Origin of the sequence: Paenibacillus sp. OAE614 (genome assembly GCF_040546645.1) — a bacterium.
GTDB classification, from domain to species: domain Bacteria; phylum Bacillota; class Bacilli; order Paenibacillales; family Paenibacillaceae; genus Paenibacillus_AQ; species Paenibacillus_AQ favisporus.
This window is the reverse complement of sequence record NZ_JBEPOD010000001.1, coordinates 3,253,038-3,274,718: the sequence shown is the minus strand read 5'-3', so window position 1 is coordinate 3,274,718 and position 21,681 is coordinate 3,253,038. Positions and strand designations below refer to the sequence as shown.

The window sequence follows — 21,681 nt, the reverse complement described above, 5'->3', positions numbered from 1 at the left end:
GATTGGGTGCGGGAAACTTTTAGATTAAAGATATAAACGATTAATCATGATATAATTTAAGCTCATCTGAACAAGCATGAGGTGTGTCTGCATGGCTCTACTGAAACGTTTGGGCGTCACTACCAAATTCGTACTCACTTTTATATCCATTCTGACGGTATCGATGTCGTTCATGGGCTATATTCTGTATTACCAGTCCTCTCATGCAGCTATCGCACAGGGGCAAATTCTCATGATGCAGAACGTGCTGCAAATGAGGAACAGCATGAATCAAAAAACGGACATGGTCCAGAACCTGTCTCAAATCATTGCCTTTGATCCGAAAATTCAAAATTTCCTCGGGACTGCTTTCTCGGGCGATCCCTTCCAATTGATCGATTACCGATACAACATCGCGCCGATTTTGGGTAATCTGATGCAGCAGAACACCTATATACACGCAATGCGGATCTTCATGACCAATAACGAGATCCCGGAGATGAACGATAGTTTCTTGCATCTGAAGCGTGTGCAGTCAGACCCTTGGTATGCTTCGTACATCCATTCAACGGTGGTGGGAGATTGGCAGGGGCTTCATACGGAGAAAAGCTTTATCGGCACTTTCGATCCTAGCGTCCAAAAGAAGGTATTCACTTACGACCGAAAAATCGATTCGTCCAATAGTACGGCGTTGGCTGGAGTCCTGGAGATCGAGGTAGATCGCGAAGTTCTGTTCGATGGACTAAAGAATCCGCAAAGCGAACATTTTGGGAGCATCTTCGTCGTTGACCGCCGAGGTGAGATCGTATCTAATAACGTGCCTCAACTGGCAGGCGAATCCGCCAAGTCGCTCGGACTGCCGATACCTGCGCAAGGCACCGAGATCAACAAAATCATGGACATAAAGGGAGTACGATCGATTGTGATTTCCGTCCCGCTCGGCGGGACGGAACTTTACGTTACAGGCGTTTTTCCCGTCAGTCCATTCATCGAGAGTATGAGGCTTTCGCTGAAATGGATCATCGTGATCCTCGTATCCTCGCTTATCCTGCTCAGCGGCGTCGTCACCTTTATTACCCATGCGCTTCTGCGTCGGATGAAAGTGCTCGTAAAAGCGATGAAGCAAGTACGGGAAGGATCGCTGAACGTATCGGTCCCCGTCGTAGCGAATGACGAGTTCAGCCAGATGGCGGTAAGCTTTAATCTGATGACAGCTCGCATTCACGATCTGGTCGAGACGGTCTACAAAAGCAGCATTATGGAGAAAGAAGCGGAGCTGCGGGTGCTCGAATCGCAAATCAATCCGCATTTTCTCTACAATACCTTAGCGACGATTTCCTGGGTGGCCCGCAAAGTGCATTCGTCCGAGATCGCACATCTGTCCAATTCGCTGGCCAAATTTTACCGTTTGGTATTGAACAAGGGCAAGTCTGCTATACCCGTTAGGGATGAAATCGAGATGGTCAAGGCTTACCTGGAGATTCAGAAGTTCCGCTTCGAGAATATGTTTGATGCGGAGTTCCGCATCGACGATCATGTTCTTCCTTATATGGTCCCGAAAAATATTTTGCAGCCGCTAGTGGAGAACGCATTGTCGCACGGCATCGAGCCAAAATGCTGCCACGGCACGGTCATTATCGAAGCAGGCTTGCAAGAGGAGAGCATCGTCTTTCGCATCATCGACGACGGGGTCGGCATGACACCGGACCAGGTTGGAGCGGTGTTGAAGGGACAGGTACGCCGGACGAGCGGAAGCGGCTTTGCGGTTAAAAATATTATCGAACGATTAAACAGTTATTATGTCAACAACTACAAGCTTGAATTGTTCAGTCGCCCGGGAATCGGTACGGTCTTTGTCATTACGCTGCCGAAGGAGTGAGTTACCCTTGTTTACCTTGCTGATAGTAGAAGATGAAAGGTGGGAACGGGAGGGCCTGGTCGATTTTCTCGACTGGAAGTCTATGGGGATCGAGATAATCGGCACTGCTTTCAACGGCTTGGATGGCGTCGAGAAGGCGCTCACCCTGCGGCCAGACATCATCATTACAGATATCCGTATGCCGGGAATGAATGGGCTTGAGATGGCTAATCGCATTCGCGAGCAACTCCCGGATGTGCGTTTCATCGTGCTTACGGGATACAATGAATTTGAATACACCCGGGAAGCAATCTTCCTGCATGTGGACGACTACGTGCTCAAGCCAGTGGAAGAGGAAGATATGAAGAACGCGATGGCAAGGGTCCTGAAGGAATGCGAGCTTATCCGCAGCAGGAGGCAGGATCATGTGAGGCTGCAGGAGAAGCTTCAATTCGGAGCGAGAATGGCGGCGGAGAAGCGGCTTTCGGAGCTGCTGCATGACAGGATTGATCAGGAGCAGCAGGAGCATGACCTTCTCGCCGGAGCGGAAGATCTTCGCGCTAATTTCTACGACGCAATGGTGATTGCCCCGATGGATTCGGCCCTGCGCGAAGAAACGGTCCGAAGGCTAATCGGCAGCCCGTGCTTCATCGTAAGCTGCGACGAGCTTTCTGGCGGAATGGCGGTGATCCTGCCGGACCCCGGACCTGACACGGTGTCGTCGGAGACAGCCGCGAAGATTCTGATCAAGGAATGGAGCGACGCGCGGCCCTATATGCCTGTGATCGGGATGGGACATAAGGCAAATAGTCTCCACATGCTGAAAAAGTCTTACCGGCAGGCTTTGAACGCGGCCAAGTACGGGGTGTTTTACGGTCATGCCGGCGTCATAACCGCCGAGATGGAAGAGATGGCGAGAATTCGGTTCTCCAAACAGGCAGGGGAATTTCTCGCCGCCTGGCAAGAGATGTCCCGGCAGCTCCGGCTTCACCTGCTCGCGCTGCATAAGGAAGAAGTCTACACGCAGCTTGAAGCCATGATCAAGTTGATTACGGATGCCAACGGGGCCCATGTCGCGGCGCTGCTGAACTCGCTCATCATTGAGCTTTCGGTGCTTGCAGACGGTCAGGGAGGGAACAATGGGAGTATCCAGCAATTTCTCGCGATGACCCGCCTTCAAGACATGCTCGACTATGTGCGGAATTACGTATGCGAAATCATCCATCTCCTGGACGAGAAGATGAACAACAAAGATAAATATATCGTCGACAAGGTCATCCGCCTGATTGACGAGCGGTATGGATCGGGCGAGCTCAGCTTGACGGTTCTGGCGGACGAAGTGTTCGTCTCTCCGAATCATCTGAACACGATGTTCAAGAAAATAACGGGAAGAACGGTTCACCAATTCTTGGTGGATACCCGGATGAGCAAGGCCGAGGAACTGCTTCGCACGACCAAGCTCAAAGTATCCGAAATCGCGGGCAACATTGGGATGTCCAACATATCTTATTTTTGCTCGATCTTTAAACAGGAGTTCGGACTGAGTCCGGGTGAATACCAGGAATTGATGCAGCGGCCATAAAGGGTCCTTATGTATATGTGTGCCGGCCGCTAACAGAGCGGCGGGCAATCCTGGATGCGATCTTAACGGAGAACCAGGCTTTTAAACGCGTGCTGCAGGTAAATGGCGCGGGCAAAGCCTTGTTTGATATCGAAGCAGCGAAGCCTGGACTGGATAGATCGGTATTTTCCCGAGTTTCTAACGGTCTTTAAGGACTGGGAATGCAAGTCCGCAATTCAAATGCTAAGCCTTAATTTACTGCCGCATGAGCTTGTTTCTGTGCCAGATGAGACGTTACTGCAGCACTTGAGAGAAGCTGCAAAGGCATCAAAGGGCGTAAGAAAAAACATGGGGGACAAGAACAAAGTTATAGCGGCTTTTTTGTTTTATCGGTACAAGTTCTTGTCCTGGGCTCGGGACAAGAACTTGTACCGATTGCCGTAATGGACAAGAACATGATCCGATTACCGATAAGAGAAGTATCTAACTATATCACCTACGACAGTACATTCATACGTTTATGTATTTTCTACCCATTTAGCAATTTCCACACAACTTTTTCCTCTTTATAGATTCATGCGCAGGGTTAGGTAAGTGGCAGCAGCAGAAAATCAACAGCCTATGGAAATATGTAGCTTTACTAAAAAGTAAAGCAGTTTTTATACTAAAGAGCCTACGAAGTCTGATGCTCGCTTGGAGTTGGTGAATTGCACAATAAACTAACCAACCACAGAGCGAATGACCGTAATGGCAAAAAAATGAGGATCATGGTGATAGCAATCGTGATGCCGTGATCAAGAGGGGGGGATTGAGCAGTAACCTGACATCGATCGAGTTTTACGTATGATCTTTACTGTACCAGGCAAAGGAACAAGAGATTGAGCAGGTTTAAAGATGTATAGTCCCAACCTTTGACGAATCAATTTAAAGCGCTTTCAATCATCATAAGAAACGGGGGATTACATTAATGTCAAAAAGGATTGTTTACGCAAAAAGAAGCGCTATATCCATTCTTTCACTCATGTTGGTTATGGTATCGCAATGGTGGCTCGCGGCTCCGGCAGATGCACGAGTGGACAAAGCGTTCGGAGAGCCGGTCTCCATCGGTTCCCCGATTGAGAATGTAGCTGTTTTTGACGCGTCTTTCGGAAACGAAGATGGCAGAGATGTCATGTATACGACGGTAACTGGCAAGCCGGCCATATTCCAGGTGGTAGATCTGGTGAGCAGGGAGGTGCTGCGCAAATTCAGGCTTGAAGGAACAGAAAGCTCCTGGACGCATATCACCCTGCCGGACGGTACGGTCTATATTGGCGGTAACGGCAAGCTGTATACGTATTCGCCTGTAACGAAGGAGCTGCGCGACCTGGGCGGAATTGGAGAAAGTGTCGTATACGGACTGACGTATGACGAACAGGGCCGGGTATATTTCGGTTCTTATCCAAATGCCAGGGTTGGACGCTACGATCCCTCCACCGGCGAGATGAAGGATTACGGCAACGTAATGCCTGGTCAAAGTTATACCCGGGCCACAGCCTATCATAATGGATATCTGTATGCAGGTATCGGTATTCAGGGAAGCCTTGTAAAGGTGAACGTGGACACGGGGGAAAAGGAACAAATTCCGCTGCCGACATATGGTGGTGCGGTGGAGACTGCGCAAGTGTATCAGCTTGATGCAGCAGGTAAGTATATCGTAGCTGGCTTGAGCGGAGGGAGTAACGCTCTGCTGTTCTATGACACGGAAGCCGGGGATTGGAGTGATACCTTCTTTTTGGACAATAAGGGAATTCGATTATCGTTTGGGGAGCCGGGCAGCAACAAAGTATATTTCGTACAGAACAACCGGTTGATGGAGCTCGATCTCATCACAATGGACGCGGTCGACACCGGAATCGAATATACCACCTACCTTCGCAATACCGCGTGGGTCGAGATGACGAACGATCCGGAGCTCCCGGGAAAATCGCTGGCTACCGTCATGTGGTCGGGAGCGGTGGCTTACATGAATATGGAGACGAAGAAGGTCAAGTCGGTTACCTACCCGTTCTCCGGTAATCCGATTCCGATTCAGACGCTGGAGAAAGGGCCGGACGGCAAGCTGTACATGAGCGGTTATCCGGGTGGGAAAGGGGCTGCATATTCCCCGATTTCAGGTGAAATTGAAACCTTCTCTTTAGGACAGGCGGAAGGCATGGCTGCACTCGGTGACAAAATGTACTTCGGTTTTTATCCGGGAGGTTACATCCGGGAGCTGGATGTGAACCAGCCGATTCAGGATGGAGTCAATCCGAAGGAGATATATAAAATTCCTCACGAGGACAGACCGTTCGCCATGACGTCTGGCGAAGGTAAGCTGTTTATTGGCGCGATTCCGGACTACGGAGAACTCGGCGGCTCGCTGACCGTGTATGATCCGTCACGCGGTCCTGAACAAGGATTTACTGTCTATGAGGACGTTGTACACAACCAGTCGATCGTCGGCCTTGCCGTCCACAACGGAAAGCTTTACGGTTCGACTACCATAGCTGGCGGCCTTGGAATCGATCCGACGGAGACAGCGGCCAAAATATTTGTATGGGATATCGCCAGTGGAAGGAAGCTTCAAGAATTCGTTCCCGCCATCCCGGGTGCATCCGTTCAACCTAACATGATTGGCGGACTAAGTATCGGTCCTGACGGATTGCTCTGGGCAGCGGCGGATGGAACGATCTTCGCCATGGATCCGGAGACAATGGATATCGTGAAAAGCGCCAATATTTATCCGTCCGTATCCAATTATGGAAGATGGCGTCCGGTTCACATCCGGTGGAGCGAAGACGGCTACATGTTCACGACGCTTGCGGGCAGGATAACCGTAGTCGATCCAAAAGATCCGGAAGCTGCGGTCACGCTCTCGTCAACGCAATTGATGACACTTGGCGAAGACGGGCATATCTATTACTCAGATGATACATTACTTAAAAAAATCGAAGTGACGAAGGGAAGCGGAGCTGTTCACATCCCGATCGAGCTCCCTCTATTGAACAGAAGCTTTGACCAGCCTCTTGATTCCGGCGTGATCCCGGGCTGGAGCTCCTTGTTTAATATAACGCCAAACGTGTCTTTTGGGCTGAGTGATGAGCAGACCGTAAGCGGGCCGAGTAGCCTGAAGATAACGGATACTTCCACGACGGAAACGGTTGCGGTCGCATCCGATTCCGTTCCCGTGAAACCGGGTACGGCGTATTCGGCGAGATTCCAGGTTTACTTGCAGGAAGGACGTACCCTCGCTTCATTGAATTACTATGATGCCAACCATAAGCAAGTCGGCGGGACTTCGCTTCAAATTACCGCAGGAAACGGAAAATGGCAGCAGCTTGAGATGAGAACCGTTGCTCCGGAGAATGCAGCTTACGTCAGGCTGGTCTTTTTCTGTTCCCAGTTATGGATGACGAAGGCGTATTATGATGATGCATCCATAACCTATATGGAGACGGTCACGCCGGATCAGCTGCCGAAATTAATCGAATCTCGAATCGATCAAGGTGAGATACAATACCTGCTGTCGAAGCAGCTTTCTAATGCAATCCGTCAAGCACTGTTTCACTATGGAGAGGGCCGCCTCGAACAAGCGGTTCATCAGTTGGAGAATGCACTGAAGCATCTGGATCGTTCGGGGGAAGGAGATATCGAGGAAGGAACCCGGATATACGTTCAAAGCGTAATTCGCGCGTTCATCCAATCCTGGCGTTAAATAGATAAACGGATCAATTATCGTTGATCCAATGAAGAGAGCTGGAATTCACCCTTCCATGCTCTCTTTTTTGTACGAGCTCAGTTGGCACTTAGCCGCTAAGTGTCGGGGGACAAGAACATGGTCCGACGGGCGGCGAACAGGAAAACGGGATGGATGGATTATTACGAAAAAAGGATCTTATCGAGTCGGGCGGTGTGGCGAAATCGGCGATAGCGGATTAGAGTACTGAGTTCCATGTATTCCCGACAGTAAAACATGGAGCCGTTACCTTCTATAAGCCGGAAGCGCTGGACGTTCTGACGATAAAATTGAGGGGAAAGTGGTGGGGGTGATAGGTAGCCCGCAGCGAGGGTGTTCGCGGGACTGCCTAATTGTAATAAGTGATATGAATTGACGTATCTTTTATCTCTTGTGGTATATTAGAAAAATGAATAGTAAAATTGTGGGTGGTGATACAACTAATGAGATTCTCAGGTATAGTTCGAGAAGTAGATGAACTGGGGCGAATTAGTGTTCCTTCAGAACTCCGTGATAGGGTTGGTCTAAATGACGGAGAGCCTTTTGAAATATTTTGCGATGATGATTCAGGAAGATTAATTATTCGGAGATATCAACCTTTTCAATGTATATTCCGTGGATCTATGGAAGGACTTTTATTTTTTCAGAGAAGGTTTATATGTGGTTCATGCCTGAACGATTTTTCAGCAGATCAAGAAATAGCGGTAGCCACAGAAAACGAAACAATAGTGCAGCCGAACTTTTCAATTCAGTTAGAGGAAGAAAACCTAAAACATCCTGGGAAGAACTCCTTAGTTTAATGGAAACACACCCAAACGAAAAGCCAAAAGACTGGGCGAAAAGACTTGGTGTTTCCCAGGGCCGAATAAGCCAGATGATTAAAAAATACAGAGGATTATTTTGAAAGAGGTTTATATGAAAATCTTAATTGGATGTATATGTGTTCTAATGCTTTGCATGAGTGGCTGCGGAAGTAAGGTAGATGGAGAAAAGACGTCAAAAGTCAGTAGAAATACAGCAAGTCAAATTGCGGAGGTGTTTGGAAATAATATAAAAACATATCAAGATAAAGATTTTAATTTCACTTATCCCGGTGAATGGGTACAGAATTCTGACTTAATAAATCAATCCCAATCCATAAAGGTATCCTTATTCGACCCTAAGCCGTTTGGAGGATCTTTTTACAATAATGTACAGGTTGCAGTTGCAATGTTGGGGGCTACAGCTAGAGAAGCGGCTAATGCAACTTCTGAATTGTTAGCAAATGATTCTCAACCTGAAATAGGGGAGTATAAAAAAGTCAGCTATGAGGATGAAAAGGATGGTACTGGTGTATTAATTAGTGAATATCACCATATCCCATCAGACGAAGATGTAATTTTGACAGAATATTTTGTACCTCATGGAGAGTATCTATATACACTGTCAATAACCTTTGAAAAATCATTATATGATTCTGGAGGGAGCAACATGGTACAGAAAATGGTTGAATCTTTCAATGTTAACCCCAATGCAGAAAAGGGTCAAAGCTTTGAAGATTTTAAAAAGGAGCATAATTTGTAGAATAAATGGTGAATTAAGTTAACGCCTAGCTATAACAGGCGGACAACCCTGCGAACCTAACCGCGTCGCGGCCGGCAGCTGAAGCTGCCTTAAGGTTCTCGGGTTCGTGAATACGGGAACGTTATCTGAAAGATACGCCGGGATAGAGAAAGAGTTAAAAAAGGACATTAACTTTCGGGGGTCTCTATGGAGCAATGGGAAGGACTCATTGAAATATTGCTAGATAAAAGTGCTTCAGATGCCGAGCGGGATGATGCTGCGATGGATCTAAGTGAATATAGCAATGAAGCAGTTATCGAGGCATTAGTGATAACAATAAATGATGATTCGGCTGATGACATGATTAAAGCAAGCTGCGGAGAATCTCTTGCAATGATTTTTATACAGAAAAACAGATTTGAGGAACAGATTTATAAAGAATTGAAGGGCATGGCAAAAATAGAATTTTGATGGGTCTATCTACTCTCAAAAAAGAGAGTGGGAAAAATACTTGGATTTAGAAATTATCTAGAAATGACGAAAGATGTCGGGGGACAAGAACAAAGTCCCATTGAAAGGACAAAAACATAGTCCGATTACCGATTAGATGAATATCTAAGTAATCCAAATGCTACTTCATTAAGCTAACGGGCAGTATAGTTTAGTTATAAACGTACTTTCCAAAAAAGTGTGTGATAAACTGTTTGAAACACAGCCTAACTATACTACGGATGACTTTTCAAACGATGAAAAGCTCTTTTCTTCACTTCACATGAGTCCAGCAGAATTGAAACAAGAATTGGCGACGGGACTTGAAGACGAAAGCCGTTAGCGAATGTAAAGTGCCTCCCTGTCAAGTGTGTGTAATTTATAATAGGGAAACAAATGAGCAGCGAACAAAATTTGTATTAGGAGGAGTATCTGCCATGCGCATAGAAACTCAAAATGTTGTTATAAGAACATTGGAAAAAAAAGATGCTAAAAGATTTTATTCAATTGCCAGGGAATCGGCTGTATACCGTTATATGCCAGATTGGGCAGACGGACGCGCACATCCGAAGGATTATTATGGATTGATTGATCAGTATCAAAAGCAATCGGATAATACGGATATTTCCATTGGCCGTTCCTACGCGATTGCCTTGCCAAACACCGATGAGATGATTGGTAGCATAGGGGTGGGACTTAAAGAGAAGCTAAATGAAATCGAACTGGGATATTTCATGTCGGAAAAACATCAAAGGAACGGATATACTAGAGAAGCGATAAGTGCCTTGGCAGAATGGTGCTTTGAGGTATCTGATGTTAAGTATTTAATCCTGACAATTAATTGTGCCAATGTTCCCTCGAACAAATTGGCTGAAAAATGTGGATTTAAATTGCTTGAAAGACGAACGCCTATAGGGGAAAACCATTTTTATATGGAAAATGATAGTTACTTTTATTACAGAAGCTACAGAAAATAAGCATTTGTTTCCGATGGCTCCCAATCAGCCGTAAGCGATTTGTTGTGTCCAATCAAAACTAAAAATGCTTTGATATTGTAAGACGACAAAAAAAAGACAAGAACATTGTGGTTAACCGTGATTGATATGGATTCTCATTACAGATTTAGTTTTTAGCATTTTATAATCCGTGGCTAAGCAGGGTTGAAAGAAGCACCGAATGCGATAAGCTGGTGCGCGCAAAAACGGAGTTACAAAGCTAAACTGGCTTTAGGCATTAAGCTAACGGGAAACGATAGCTGAATAAACGATCAGTGAGAAGGCTGCCGATGCTGATCGGAAGCTTTATTAAGCTAACGAGCAGTTTAGTGACAGATAGAAACATCTAATATATTGTGCTTATACAGTTGAATGGAGGGTCTACCATGGGCATTAGGAATTATCTGATTGGAGGCGTTTCCGGCGCTGGCAAAACTACGGTCTGCAACGAATTGCAGCGGCGCGGCTACCATGCTATTCATGGTGACCGTGAATTGGCTTATCAAGGCGATCCGGAAACTGGTACCCCGACGGATGGCTTTAAACCCGAACACCACATTTGGCATGTTGATAAAGTAAAAGCATTGGTCGACAATCAGGATGAGGCGGTAACATTTTTCTGCGGTGGTTCGCGGAATTACCCCAAATTCATCGACCTCTTCGACGGCGTGTTTGTCCTTGAGGTCGACCTGGAAACCTCTCTCCGGCGGATTGATGAGCGAGTGGCGCTGGACCCAACTGACTGGGGTGGCAGACCAGAGGAACGGGAAATTAGTGCGCGCTTGCATCAAACGAAAGAAGGCGTTCCTAAAAACGGGATTATAATCGACGCCACCGCACCGATTGCGCACGTCGTTGACGAAATCCTCCGTCAAATCGAGTAAATGAACGCCAACGACAGTAACTTACGGGCGCTCAAGGACAACCCAATACATCAGTGCACCCCGATACGAATAGCACCATCCACTTACGTAACTGTCGAGGGACAAGAACATAGTCCCATAGAGAGTCGCTATTATAGCGGCTTTTTTGTTTTATCGGAACAAGTTCTTGTCCCGAGTCGAGGACAAGAACTTGTTCCGATTACCGTAATGGACAAGAACATAGTTCGATTACCGATTAGATAAGTATGATGAAATTTGCCGTTCGAGGAGGCATTCCCATTGATGTATTTCTCGAAGTATTGGATCGAATGATAGATGAGGGTGCGGATTTAACGATAAAGAATAATCAAGGAGATACCTTTTATTCTAAGGTTAAGCCAATGTTAGAAACACAGAACACCGTAAATGAGATAGAGAAGCGGCTAGCAGGAATTCAAAGTGATGAAATTAAAGTATTGGATACACTTGAAAGTCATCCAGACTCTAGCGCCTATAGAACAATTTACGGAGACATTATAGGGTGCCCGAATACTGGGATGGGGGCAATGGTTGTAAGTATCGATGGAGTTGTTCATGCTATTAACGGTATTTCGATTGGATATTATAAAAACCTCCCTGCATATACTGGAGAACACTTTGACGAGTATGTGTCGGCTTGTATAAAAGGGTTAGAGGAGACCAAACTGGATCCAGTAATTGATCCTTGAACAGGAATTAATTTGAAGGCATATCACGTTTTGATTGCTCTCAGTTGAATGTACGGATGCCTTAGAAAAATAAATCACAAATTGATTGTAGGGTCTGAAATGTTTATGGGTTAACTTTAGGAAGTAAAGTTGATACTGTGATTGATAAGCTTGCTGTAACGACAAAAACATATTTGCTTAATAACCGACGACAAGAACATATATCGTTTGCCGAAAAAGACAAGAACATGTATGGTTAGCCGTAATTGATATGGATTATCAATCGTGTTGAGCACGCAGATATGCCAGAAAAGCTTACAGAAGGTTCACAAGAAGCCATCATTTGCTCAGTACAAAAATTAGTTGAAACGTTTCCAATTTGGTGTTATTATGATTTTCATAAATAAATGGGGGGGTAAGATGCCAAGTATTAAAGATGTAGCCACTTTAGCTGGGGTAGCCGTAGGAACTGTGTCCCGCGTCATTAACAATTCGGGAGCTGTAAAACCCGATACACGCAGAAAAGTAGAGGAAGCCATACAAGAGCTGAACTATATTCCGAATGAGGTTGCCCGAAATTTTAAAATCGGAAAGTCCAAAATGGTAGCTCTGCTGCTTCCAAGTATCTGGCACCCCTTTTTTTCTGAGCTGGCTTATTATATTGAAGATGAGTTGGATCGGGAAGGCTTTAAACTCATGCTGTGCAACAGCGGCGGCAAACCGGAAAAGGAACTGTATTACCTGGATATGCTTCAGCAAAACAAAGTGGCGGGCATTGTCGGCATTACGTACAACGATATAGAAAATAGCGTAAGCAACGACATTCCGATCATCAGTATCGACAGGCACTTTAATAAAAATATTACATGCGTTACGTCCGATAACTATGAAGGGGGACGCTTGGCATTGAGGGAGCTTGTTAAGGCCGGAGCAAAAAAAACCTGCTTTTATGGGCAGCGTTACTTCCGTCTTCAGCGAAACAATGAACCGTAAGGAAGGTTTCATTCAAGAAGCGAAGGCATTGGGAATCGATTACGTCGTTTACGAGAAGCCAGACCCTGTTGAGGACGATGATGCCTATTTTGATGAATTTTTGGATAAGCATCATGATGTAGACGGCGTTTTTGCCATTACCGATATGTTCGCCGCCAAATATATAGAAAGAGCAAGAAAGATGGGGATTCGCGTTCCAGAGGATGTAAAGGTCATCGGGTATGACGGCATTCAGGATCATCCTTACTTTCATCCGATTTTGTCAACGATCAGGCAACCCGTAGAGGAAATGGCACGCTTGACAATCAGACTGCTTTACAAAAAGATTGAGGGCGAATCTTTGCATCGGGACGTTTACCGTCTTCCCGTCGTATTTAGGGCTGGCGAAACTACTTGATAAAATAAGAACTTTGTAAAATGGCGAAATCGCATGCATAACAACCGCATTCACTGGAATGTACGTCGAAAGACGTATTTCTTGCGCCAAATTGGAAACGTTTCAATTAAATTGGAAACGTTTCAAAAAGAGATTGCAATTTAGGGAGAAAGGGAGTATCAAAGTGAATCCAATGGAGTCCGGGGGTCAGCAACACCTCATCAAGGAAAATCGGAGAACATGGACACGAGTCAAGCGAGACTATGAGCTATACCTGTTTCTGCTGCCGATTATTATTATTTATCTTGTATTCAAGTACTACCCGATGTATGGAGTCCAAATCGCTTTTAAAGATTTTTCACCAAGTCGCGGCATCTGGGGAAGCGGGTGGGTTGGCTTCAAGCACTTTATAGAGTTTTTCGATTCTTATAACTTCTGGACGATTATGGTCAATACACTTACGCTCAGTTTTCTGTCGCTTGTTTTTAGTTTTCCGGTTCCAATCATCATCGCGATCATGCTGAACCAGATGCTTGGTAAGAACTACAAGAAATTTATACAGACCGTCATCTATGCACCGCATTTTATTTCTACGGTTGTGCTTGTAGGCATGCTCAATGTGTTTCTATCGCCTAACAGCGGTCTCGTGAACCACATCATTACTTGGTTTGGTGGAGAACCCAGGTTGTTCATGGCCGATGAAGGCTGGTTCCGTCCTTTGTACATCTTGTCGGGGATATGGCAGGAGACCGGCTTCTCGACGATTATTTACCTGGCCGCTCTCGCAGGGGTTAATCCCGAGCTGCATGAGGCGGCAATAATGGATGGTGCAAGTAAATGGAAGCGGGTATGGTACGTCGATATCCCAAGCATATTGCCGACCATTGTCATTCTACTGATTCTGGCGCTTGGTAACATTATGGGCATTGGTTTTGAAAAGGCTTTTCTGATGCAAAACGATCTGAACTACGCGACCTCCAATATTATTCCAACCTATGTATATGAGATGGGAATTCAGAAAGCACAGTATAGCTTTTCCACAGCGGTAGGCCTGTTCAACTCCGTAATTAACATTATCCTGATCTTCACCGTCAACCGAATCGCCAAAAGAATGACGGAAACCAGCCTTTGGTAAGGGGGAGCTCATGTTGAATTCATTATTAAAGAGAAAGAGCAAGGGAGATGTATGGTTCGACGTCATTAACTACGTGATCCTTACCATCATTATGCTGCTCGTATTATTCCCGCTGTATTTCGTGTTGATTGCCTCATTCAGTGATCCCAACCTCATCTATTCAGGAGAGGTATGGTTATTTCCAAAAGGATTTACGCTGGACGGATACGAGCGAATCTTCGGCGATTCATCCATTTGGATCGGGTATGCCAACTCCATTATATATGCGGGTCTAGGAACTTTGATCGGCGTAGCCGTGACGGTATTTGCGGCCTATCCGTTAGCTCGTAAAGATCTGGTTGGGAAATCGGTGATTATGTGGTTTTTGCTGGTCACCATGTTCTTTAGCGGAGGATTGATCCCAACCTATCTGTTAATTAAGGATCTTCACATGCTAAATACCATCTGGGCCCTTGTTATCCCGGGTGCGGGCGGAGTTTTCAATGTCATTATCGTGAGGACATTTTTCCAGTCCAGCATACCGGATGAATTGTGGGAAGCTGCATCGATTGACGGCTGCTCTAACACCCGATTCTTCTGGAGCATTGTGCTTCCTTTGTCCAAATCTATCATCGCCGTAATGGTACTTTATCATGTCGTCGGCTTCTGGAACGGTTTCTTTGACGCTTTGATCTATTTGAACGACGAAAGCAAATATCCGCTTCAACTGGTGCTGCGGAACATTCTAGTCCAGAATCAGGTCAATTCCAACATGATGTTAGATGTAGAGTCCTATGCGGCGAAGATGCGTGTCACAGAGCTTATCAAATACGGTGTAATCATGGTATCCAGCCTCCCGCTGCTGATTTTATATCCTTTCCTGCAAAAGTACTTTGTCAAAGGTGTGATGATCGGATCGATCAAGGGATGACGCTGGCAGGGTGCTTGAAAGGGGGGATGTGCAGCCGTATTGATTTATCCAGATTAGACTAGCAAGGACTATGCACGATTTTTATCTGTGGAATGATCTAAAGGGAGGTTATGGACAATGAAAAAAACTGTCTTCAAAAGTGCAGGGATTCTCATGTTGGCCGGAGCGTTTGCCATCAGCGGCTGTTCGAGTAGCAGCGGGGGTACAAAGCAACAAGCGAAAAATCCGGACCAAGATGCGAACTTTAACAAAACCGGGCTTCCAATTGTAAACGATGCCGTGTCATTAAAGATGGTATCCCCGAAAGCTGCACTGGCGCCCGAGTATTCGAAAATGGAAATTTTTAATCGACTGGAGAAGCAAACCAACGTAAAGATCGAGTGGGATAACATTCCGGACACCGACTTCACCGAAAAGAAAAATTTGCTGTTGGCCAGCGGTGATTTGCCGGACGCATTTTATGGAGCCGGATTCACGGATTACGAGCTTGTCAATTACGGTAAAGACGGGACTCTCATCCCGCTGGAGGATTTGATTGATCAATATGCACCTAATTTGAAAGCGCTCTTAGAAAGCCGTCCAGACATCAGATCGGCGATCACGGCGCCGGATGGTCACATCTACGGGCTTCCGTCTTTTGAAGAGAACAACCTTGGGACCAATCCTTTCTTTCACGTCATCAATAAAAAGTGGCTGGACAAATTGGGTTTGAAAATGCCGCAAACGCTGGACGAATATACGAAGGCATTGATCGCCTTTAAAACACAGGATCCGAATGGCAACGGTAAATCGGATGAAATTCCACTAAGCTTTATGCACATGCAGTGGTGCAGTGACATTGCGGGCATATTCGGAGCTTTCGGGCTTCCGGATAACCTGGAACATCGGATCGTCCGCGATGGTAAAGTGATCTTTACCGCGAATCAACCTCAATATAAGGAAGCATTGAAATATATACATGATAACTGGTATGCACAAGGCTTGATTGATCCCGAATCGTTCACTCAGGATGCGGCTCAATATTTGGCAAAAGGCAAAACGTCAGACGAAACGCTTGGCTCTTACGTCTGGTGGGAAGTCGAAGAGGTTGTCGGAGCAGAGCGGAGTAAGGATTATGCTTTGCTGCCTCCGCTCAAAGGTCCAAACGGGGATCAATTGATCGGTCGCAACAATGGCGGGGGTCCAGGACGTGGGGCTTTCGTGATTACTAAAGAAGACCGTTACCCCGAAATTACGATGCGCTGGATTGATCAACAGTATGAACCTTACATGGCGGCTCAAATTCACTGGGGTCCGTTGGATGTCGTATTTAAAAAAGACGAAAACGGAAAACTGGTGAACATTCCGCTACCCGAAGGTACTTCCGCTGGTGAATTCCGTCAGAAGGTAGCTCCAGGTGCAGGGGCCCCGGGAGTAATTACTGCTGAAAATTTGGGGAAAGTGGTTGATCTGGAGCCTCGGGCTCAGCAGCGTGTAAAAGATTTGGAGAAGTACTACGATCCTTATATGGAAAAAGAAAACTATCCAAGTATTTTCTTCAAACCAGAAGAATTGGATACAATCAACCGGATTGAACCTGAATTGATTAAATACGTGAACACTCAAAGAGGCAAATTTATTGTCGATGGCGGCGTGGATGAGCAGTGGGACAGCTATGTGAAGACTTTGGATAAAATGGGCCTAAACGAATTGATGGAGATCTACCAAACCGGACTGGATCGTTATAACGAAAATTTAAAGAAATAATAAGTAAATGATAGGTGGGGAGAAACTGTGCTTGATGTCATTGCTATCGGGGAAGTTTTGATAGATTTTACTCCTGCAGGGCAAAGCGAGGGAGGTAACGAGCAGTTCGAATGCAACCCCGGAGGGGCACCGGCTAATGTAGTGGTTGCGCTATCCCGCTTAGGAGCCAAAACGGCTCTGGTTAGCAAAGTAGGGGAGGATCATTTCGGATCCCTTCTTCAGCACACATTGTTAAGCTGCGAAGTTGATGTGACTGCTCTTTCGACTACAACAGATGCTAACACGACGCTGGCATTTGTCCATTTGGATGATAACGGAGACCGATCGTTCAGCTTCTACCGGAGGCCGGGAGCCGACACATTGTTGTGCCCAGCGGATGTCCCGTTCGATCGTATTCAAAACTGCCGTATACTGCATTTTGGATCTTTATCGATGACCCATGAGCCGGCCCGTTCGGCAACAAGAGAGGCGGTCGTGAAGGCCAAAGAAGCAGGAGCGCTGCTCTCGTTTGACCCGAACATCCGGATTGCATTATGGGAGAGTAACGAAGAAGCAAAACAACATATTCTTTGGGGCATGAACTATGCCGATATTCTGAAAATATCGGAGGAGGAGCTTGGCTTTATAACAGGAACAACCGATGTGGAAAAAGGCTCGCAGGAGCTGCAACAGCAATTCGGTATCGCATTGATCGTGGTTACCTTAGCGGAAAAAGGCTGCTATTACCGGCTCGCTGGTCATGATGGATATGTGCCCGGATTTCAAATGAAGGTTATCGACACGACTGGAGCCGGGGATGCTTTCCTGGGCTGCTTGTTATATCAGATCCTTCAAACCGATCATGCATTAAATCAACTGACCAGACAGCAAATCACCAGCATGCTGATTTTTGCAAATGCAGGTGGAGCATTAGTAACAACACGTAAGGGGGCTCTTCTGTCAATGCCAACCAAAGAGGAAATGATGAAAATTGAGTTCAGTAAACAGCAAAATGATGATCGATTCAGGCCGGGGTTTCATTTCTCGCCACCTTCTCACTGGATGAACGATCCCAACGGACTGGTCTATTACGAGGGAGAATATCACCTGTTTTACCAGCATCACCCTTACGGTAACAAATGGGGTCCGATGCATTGGGGGCATGCTGTCAGCCAAGATATGGTGCAATGGCGGCATGAACCAATCGCCCTGTTCCCAGACGAGCATGGCGCTATTTTCTCTGGTTGCTGTGTAGTTGACTGGAACAACAGCAGCGGACTATTTGAGGGGCCACATGGATTGGTAGCAATCTTTACACATGCAGATACCTGCCCAAAAACCGGGCTACCGCGCCAGCGGCAAAGCTTGGCTTACAGCAGTGATAAAGGTCGAACGTGGCATAAATATGAGGGGAACCCGGTTCTTGCCGAACCTGATCTGATTGACTTCCGGGATCCCAAGGTGTTCTGGCATTCGCAAAGTGAACGTTGGGTGATGTCGGTTGTCGCGGGAGATCATGTCCGGTTTTACGGATCAGAGAATTTGCTCGAATGGTCGCTTACGGGCGAATTCGGCCATGGAGAAGGTTCGCATGATGGCGTGTGGGAATGCCCGGATCTCTTTGAACTGCCGATTGATGGCAGCGGACGTTCCAAATGGGTTCTGATTATAAGCATCGGGGATCATCCCGATTATCCGGAAGGTTCACGCACGCAATATTTTATCGGTGAGTTTGATGGGGACACATTTATCAATGACAACCCTGCAGATCATATCCAATGGCTCGATTATGGCCGGGACAATTATGCGGGGGTGACTTGGTCGGATATACCCGATGCTGATGGACGGCGCGTGATCATTGGATGGATGAGCAACTGGAAGTATGCCAACGAGACACCTACCGGAGACTGGAGAGGAGCGATGACACTGCCTCGCGTATTGTCATTGACCAGCCGTGACGAAGGCATCCTGCTGACCCAAAAGCCGGTTAGGGAAATGGAGCAGCTGCGAAAAGAATCGAAGAGCTGGAATTCAATTTTGATTACGCCAGAGGCACCTTTTATGCAAAAGATGCAGGATGAACTGTTGGAGATTGAAGCTGATATTGATGTCCGTTCCGGGGACGAGACTCAGATTAAGATGAAAACCTCTGAGCTGAGCGAAACGATAATCGGATATGACCCTGAGCGCCAATGGCTGTACATTGACCGTACGAAATCAGGAGTGACCGATTTTCATCCGTCTTTTCCGTGCAATCATGGCGCCCGATTGGTTTCTGAGGACGGGAAAATCAAGCTGCATATCTGGCTGGACCGCAATGCGATCGAAGTGTACGCGAATGATGGTCTGATTGCCATGACGGATCAAATTTTTCCTGATGCTCAAGTAGATCAAATGGAAATTAGTGTCAAGGGAGGGCGGGCTGTCCTGAACTCTCTTCAGGTCCATACGCTTAACCCCATACACATTCCAGAGAGCTCCACGGAGCGGATGTCAAGGAGGGTGGAAGCGTGAATCAAAGACCCGACAATCGGGGACCGATGATGTATTGGCCCTTTAATGAAGGAGCCGGAGCAAGCGCTCTGGAGTACGTATCCCAAGTCCGGGATGAGATTCGGTATGTTTTTAAGCAAGCTGAGTTTACCGAACCGTGCGACCCGCTGTGGAGAAAAGGCGTCGTGGGGAGTGGGCTTTCGTTCGACGGTTATTCGACTTACATTTCCCATTCATTCCAAGAAGAAAATCCTGCGGGCACCCCCCAATACCGGTCGGCGATCAGCATCGGCGTATGGGTTGCCCCTCGTTCGTACGAAGTGGGGGACGACGGCAAGCTGTCGGCCATTGTGAACCGTCACAACAAAGAACAAAGGCAGGGATACTTACTCGGTATGTATCGTCATGGATCATGGTCCTTCCAAGTTGGACTCGAAGGAGGAGAATGGAAGGAAATTTGGTCACCGGATGGGCATGAGCTGCCAAAAAATGAATGGTCTTACGTAAATGCTGTGTTTGATGGGAACCAAGGGGAAATGAAATTGTTTCTGAACGGCAGGAAGATTGCGTCGACCGGGTTGCCTCGTGGTTCCCGCTTGACCGAGGCGACCGGCACGGATCTCCTAATCGGTAAAAATAATCACAGCAGCCAGCTGGCGAAGGTGTTCAGCCTGCACATGTTCAGCGGCATCATGGAAGAGCTGAAAATCTACACAAGGGCACTGAGTGAAGATGAGGTGGCCGCTTCTTATCAGCTCGTGTTGGATATCGCATGTGGAGGAGTCCATCCAACGTTAACATATGATCAGATTAAACTGGATCGGACCCCTCTGCTGGCGGATCGGCACCGACCTCAATATCACGTTAGCCCACCTGCTCACTGGATGAATGAACCCCATGCGCCAATTTATTTTGACGGCCAATACCATTTGTTCTATCAGCATAATCCTCATGGGCCTTTCTTTCATCAAATTCATTGGGGACATTGGGTTAGCGAGGATCTGGTGCATTGGCGGGATCTTCCCGTGGCTTTGGCGCCCGAGAAGGATAAGCTCGCACCAGATGGAATCTGGTCGGGAAGCGCGACCTACGATGCAGACGGCCTGCCGGTCTTGTTCTTTACAGCGGGCAATGACAGTGCTTCGCCGAATCAGAGTGTAGCGCTTGCCCGAAGCACCTATTCCCGAGATAAGGACCCCGATCTAGTTCACTGGGTCAAACATCCGGAGCCGTTAATCGTGCAGAAGAAGGGAATAGGTTTATTCGGGGATTTCAGGGACCCATTCGTGTGGAAGGATGATGATGGTTGGTATGCCCTGGTCGGGTCCGGAATCGAAGGTGAAGGCGGAGCCGCATTGGCATTTTCTTCTCAGGATATGCTGAATTGGACGTATAAAGGGCCCTTTTTTAAAGCGGATACCGAGAAGTTTCCTTATCTAGGGCCGATCTGGGAGCTCCCCGTGTTTCTTCCCCTTGGCAGCGACAAACAGGGGGTGAACAAGCATCTTCTGCTGGTCAGCCCAGTGGGAGAGGGAGCGGATGTCGAAGTGTTTTACTGGATCGGACAGCTGGATAAGCAGAATCTAGCGTTCATCCCTGATCAAGAAGAGCCCCAATTGATTGATGTCGGTGATTTCCATTTTACCGGTCCGAGTGGAATGGTTGATCCGAAGACCGGCAGAAAAATCGTATTTACGATAGCCCAAGGAGACCGGACGTCCGAACTGGAATATCAATCGGGTTGGGCGCATAACGGCGGCCTGCCGCTCAGCGTGTATTTGCGGGAAGACGGACGATTGGGCATAGAACCGATCCAAGAGCTGCAGTCCCTGCGGGGAGAAAAACGATTATCTCTCCGCGATAAATCATTGGCTGAAGCAAATGTCCTGCTGCAGGATGTTCAAGGCGACATGCTTGAGATCCATTTAGAGATGGAGCCGGGTAGCGCCAAGCAATTTGGAATCAAGATTCGGCGTACGCCGGATGGAGAAGAAGAAACGCTACTTTACTACGACTTGAATCAATCGATGCTCCTGGTCGACCGTTCGAAGACGACGCTTCATCCAGGAGAAAAATGTGGAGGAATCCAAGGGGGGGATCTAGAGCTTCATGGAGAGAATCTGAAGCTTCACATGTATTTGGACCGTTCCATGGTCGAAGCCTACGCGAATGGATTGAAAAGCTTGACGACCCGGGTGTATCCGAGTCGCAGGGATGCACTGGGGATTCAGATCTGGGGAGATGGCAGTTTGATGGTTAAATCGATGGAAGTGTGGGATATGCAGTCCATTTGGTAAT

At 46.9% G+C, this 21,681-nt stretch carries 14 protein-coding genes and 2 pseudogenes; all 16 read left to right on the top strand.

From position 1 onward, the window contains the following. Nucleotides 1-91 precede the first annotated feature (91 nt). The gene (locus tag ABIE48_RS15005) at nucleotides 92-1,858 is read left to right on the top strand and encodes a sensor histidine kinase (RefSeq protein ID WP_192714059.1); all 1,767 of its coding nucleotides are present in this window, start codon (nucleotides 92-94) and stop codon (nucleotides 1,856-1,858) included. Nucleotides 1,859-1,865: 7 nt separating this feature from the next. Then, complete coding sequence (locus ABIE48_RS15000) at nucleotides 1,866-3,419, top strand: response regulator (RefSeq protein WP_186327281.1); 1,554 nt, start codon at nucleotides 1,866-1,868, stop codon at nucleotides 3,417-3,419. 147 nt (nucleotides 3,420-3,566) lie between these two features. Further along, nucleotides 3,567-3,737: pseudogene (locus ABIE48_RS34465) on the top strand (IS110 family transposase); the annotation flags it as partial. 628 nt (nucleotides 3,738-4,365) lie between these two features. Further along, nucleotides 4,366-7,134, top strand: a complete 2,769-nt coding sequence (locus ABIE48_RS14995; protein WP_192714060.1) for an FIMAH domain-containing protein — start codon at nucleotides 4,366-4,368, stop codon at nucleotides 7,132-7,134. A gap of 464 nt (nucleotides 7,135-7,598) precedes the next feature. Continuing rightward, a complete protein-coding gene (locus ABIE48_RS14990; protein ID WP_192714061.1) occupies nucleotides 7,599-7,955 on the top strand; it encodes an AbrB/MazE/SpoVT family DNA-binding domain-containing protein in 357 nt (118 codons plus the stop codon). Nucleotides 7,956-8,070: 115 nt separating this feature from the next. Next, nucleotides 8,071-8,718 carry a PsbP-related protein gene (locus ABIE48_RS14985; RefSeq protein WP_192714062.1) on the top strand — a complete coding sequence of 216 codons (648 nt, stop codon included), beginning with the start codon at nucleotides 8,071-8,073 and terminating at the stop codon, nucleotides 8,716-8,718. A gap of 186 nt (nucleotides 8,719-8,904) precedes the next feature. Beyond that, on the top strand, nucleotides 8,905-9,168 hold the full coding sequence (locus ABIE48_RS14980) for a hypothetical protein (RefSeq protein ID WP_192714063.1): 264 nt from the start codon (nucleotides 8,905-8,907) through the stop codon (nucleotides 9,166-9,168). A gap of 455 nt (nucleotides 9,169-9,623) precedes the next feature. Next, nucleotides 9,624-10,163, top strand: a complete 540-nt coding sequence (locus tag ABIE48_RS14975) for a GNAT family N-acetyltransferase (protein WP_192714064.1) — start codon at nucleotides 9,624-9,626, stop codon at nucleotides 10,161-10,163. Between the two features lie 404 nt (nucleotides 10,164-10,567). After that, nucleotides 10,568-11,065, top strand: coding sequence for an AAA family ATPase (locus tag ABIE48_RS14970; protein WP_145019194.1), 498 nt, complete (start codon nucleotides 10,568-10,570; stop codon nucleotides 11,063-11,065). Nucleotides 11,066-11,313: 248 nt separating this feature from the next. After that, complete coding sequence (locus ABIE48_RS14965; protein WP_145019197.1) at nucleotides 11,314-11,772, top strand: hypothetical protein; 459 nt, start codon at nucleotides 11,314-11,316, stop codon at nucleotides 11,770-11,772. 399 nt (nucleotides 11,773-12,171) lie between these two features. Beyond that, nucleotides 12,172-13,141 (top strand): annotated as a pseudogene (locus ABIE48_RS14960) (LacI family DNA-binding transcriptional regulator). Nucleotides 13,142-13,313: 172 nt separating this feature from the next. After that, entirely contained in the window at nucleotides 13,314-14,255 is a 942-nt protein-coding gene (locus tag ABIE48_RS14955; RefSeq protein ID WP_192715269.1) for an ABC transporter permease, read from the top strand. A gap of 13 nt (nucleotides 14,256-14,268) precedes the next feature. After that, nucleotides 14,269-15,165: a carbohydrate ABC transporter permease gene (locus tag ABIE48_RS14950; protein ID WP_192714066.1), complete on the top strand. Its 897-nt coding sequence runs from the start codon at nucleotides 14,269-14,271 to the stop codon at nucleotides 15,163-15,165. Nucleotides 15,166-15,282: 117 nt separating this feature from the next. Continuing rightward, nucleotides 15,283-16,911 carry an ABC transporter substrate-binding protein gene (locus tag ABIE48_RS14945; protein ID WP_192714067.1) on the top strand — a complete coding sequence of 543 codons (1,629 nt, stop codon included), beginning with the start codon at nucleotides 15,283-15,285 and terminating at the stop codon, nucleotides 16,909-16,911. Nucleotides 16,912-16,938: 27 nt separating this feature from the next. Next, entirely contained in the window at nucleotides 16,939-19,404 is a 2,466-nt protein-coding gene (locus ABIE48_RS14940) for a PfkB family carbohydrate kinase (protein ID WP_192714068.1), read from the top strand. Nucleotides 19,405-19,430: 26 nt separating this feature from the next. After that, nucleotides 19,431-21,680, top strand: coding sequence for a GH32 C-terminal domain-containing protein (locus tag ABIE48_RS14935; RefSeq protein ID WP_483312688.1), 2,250 nt, complete (start codon nucleotides 19,431-19,433; stop codon nucleotides 21,678-21,680). Nucleotide 21,681: the final 1 nt, after the last annotated feature.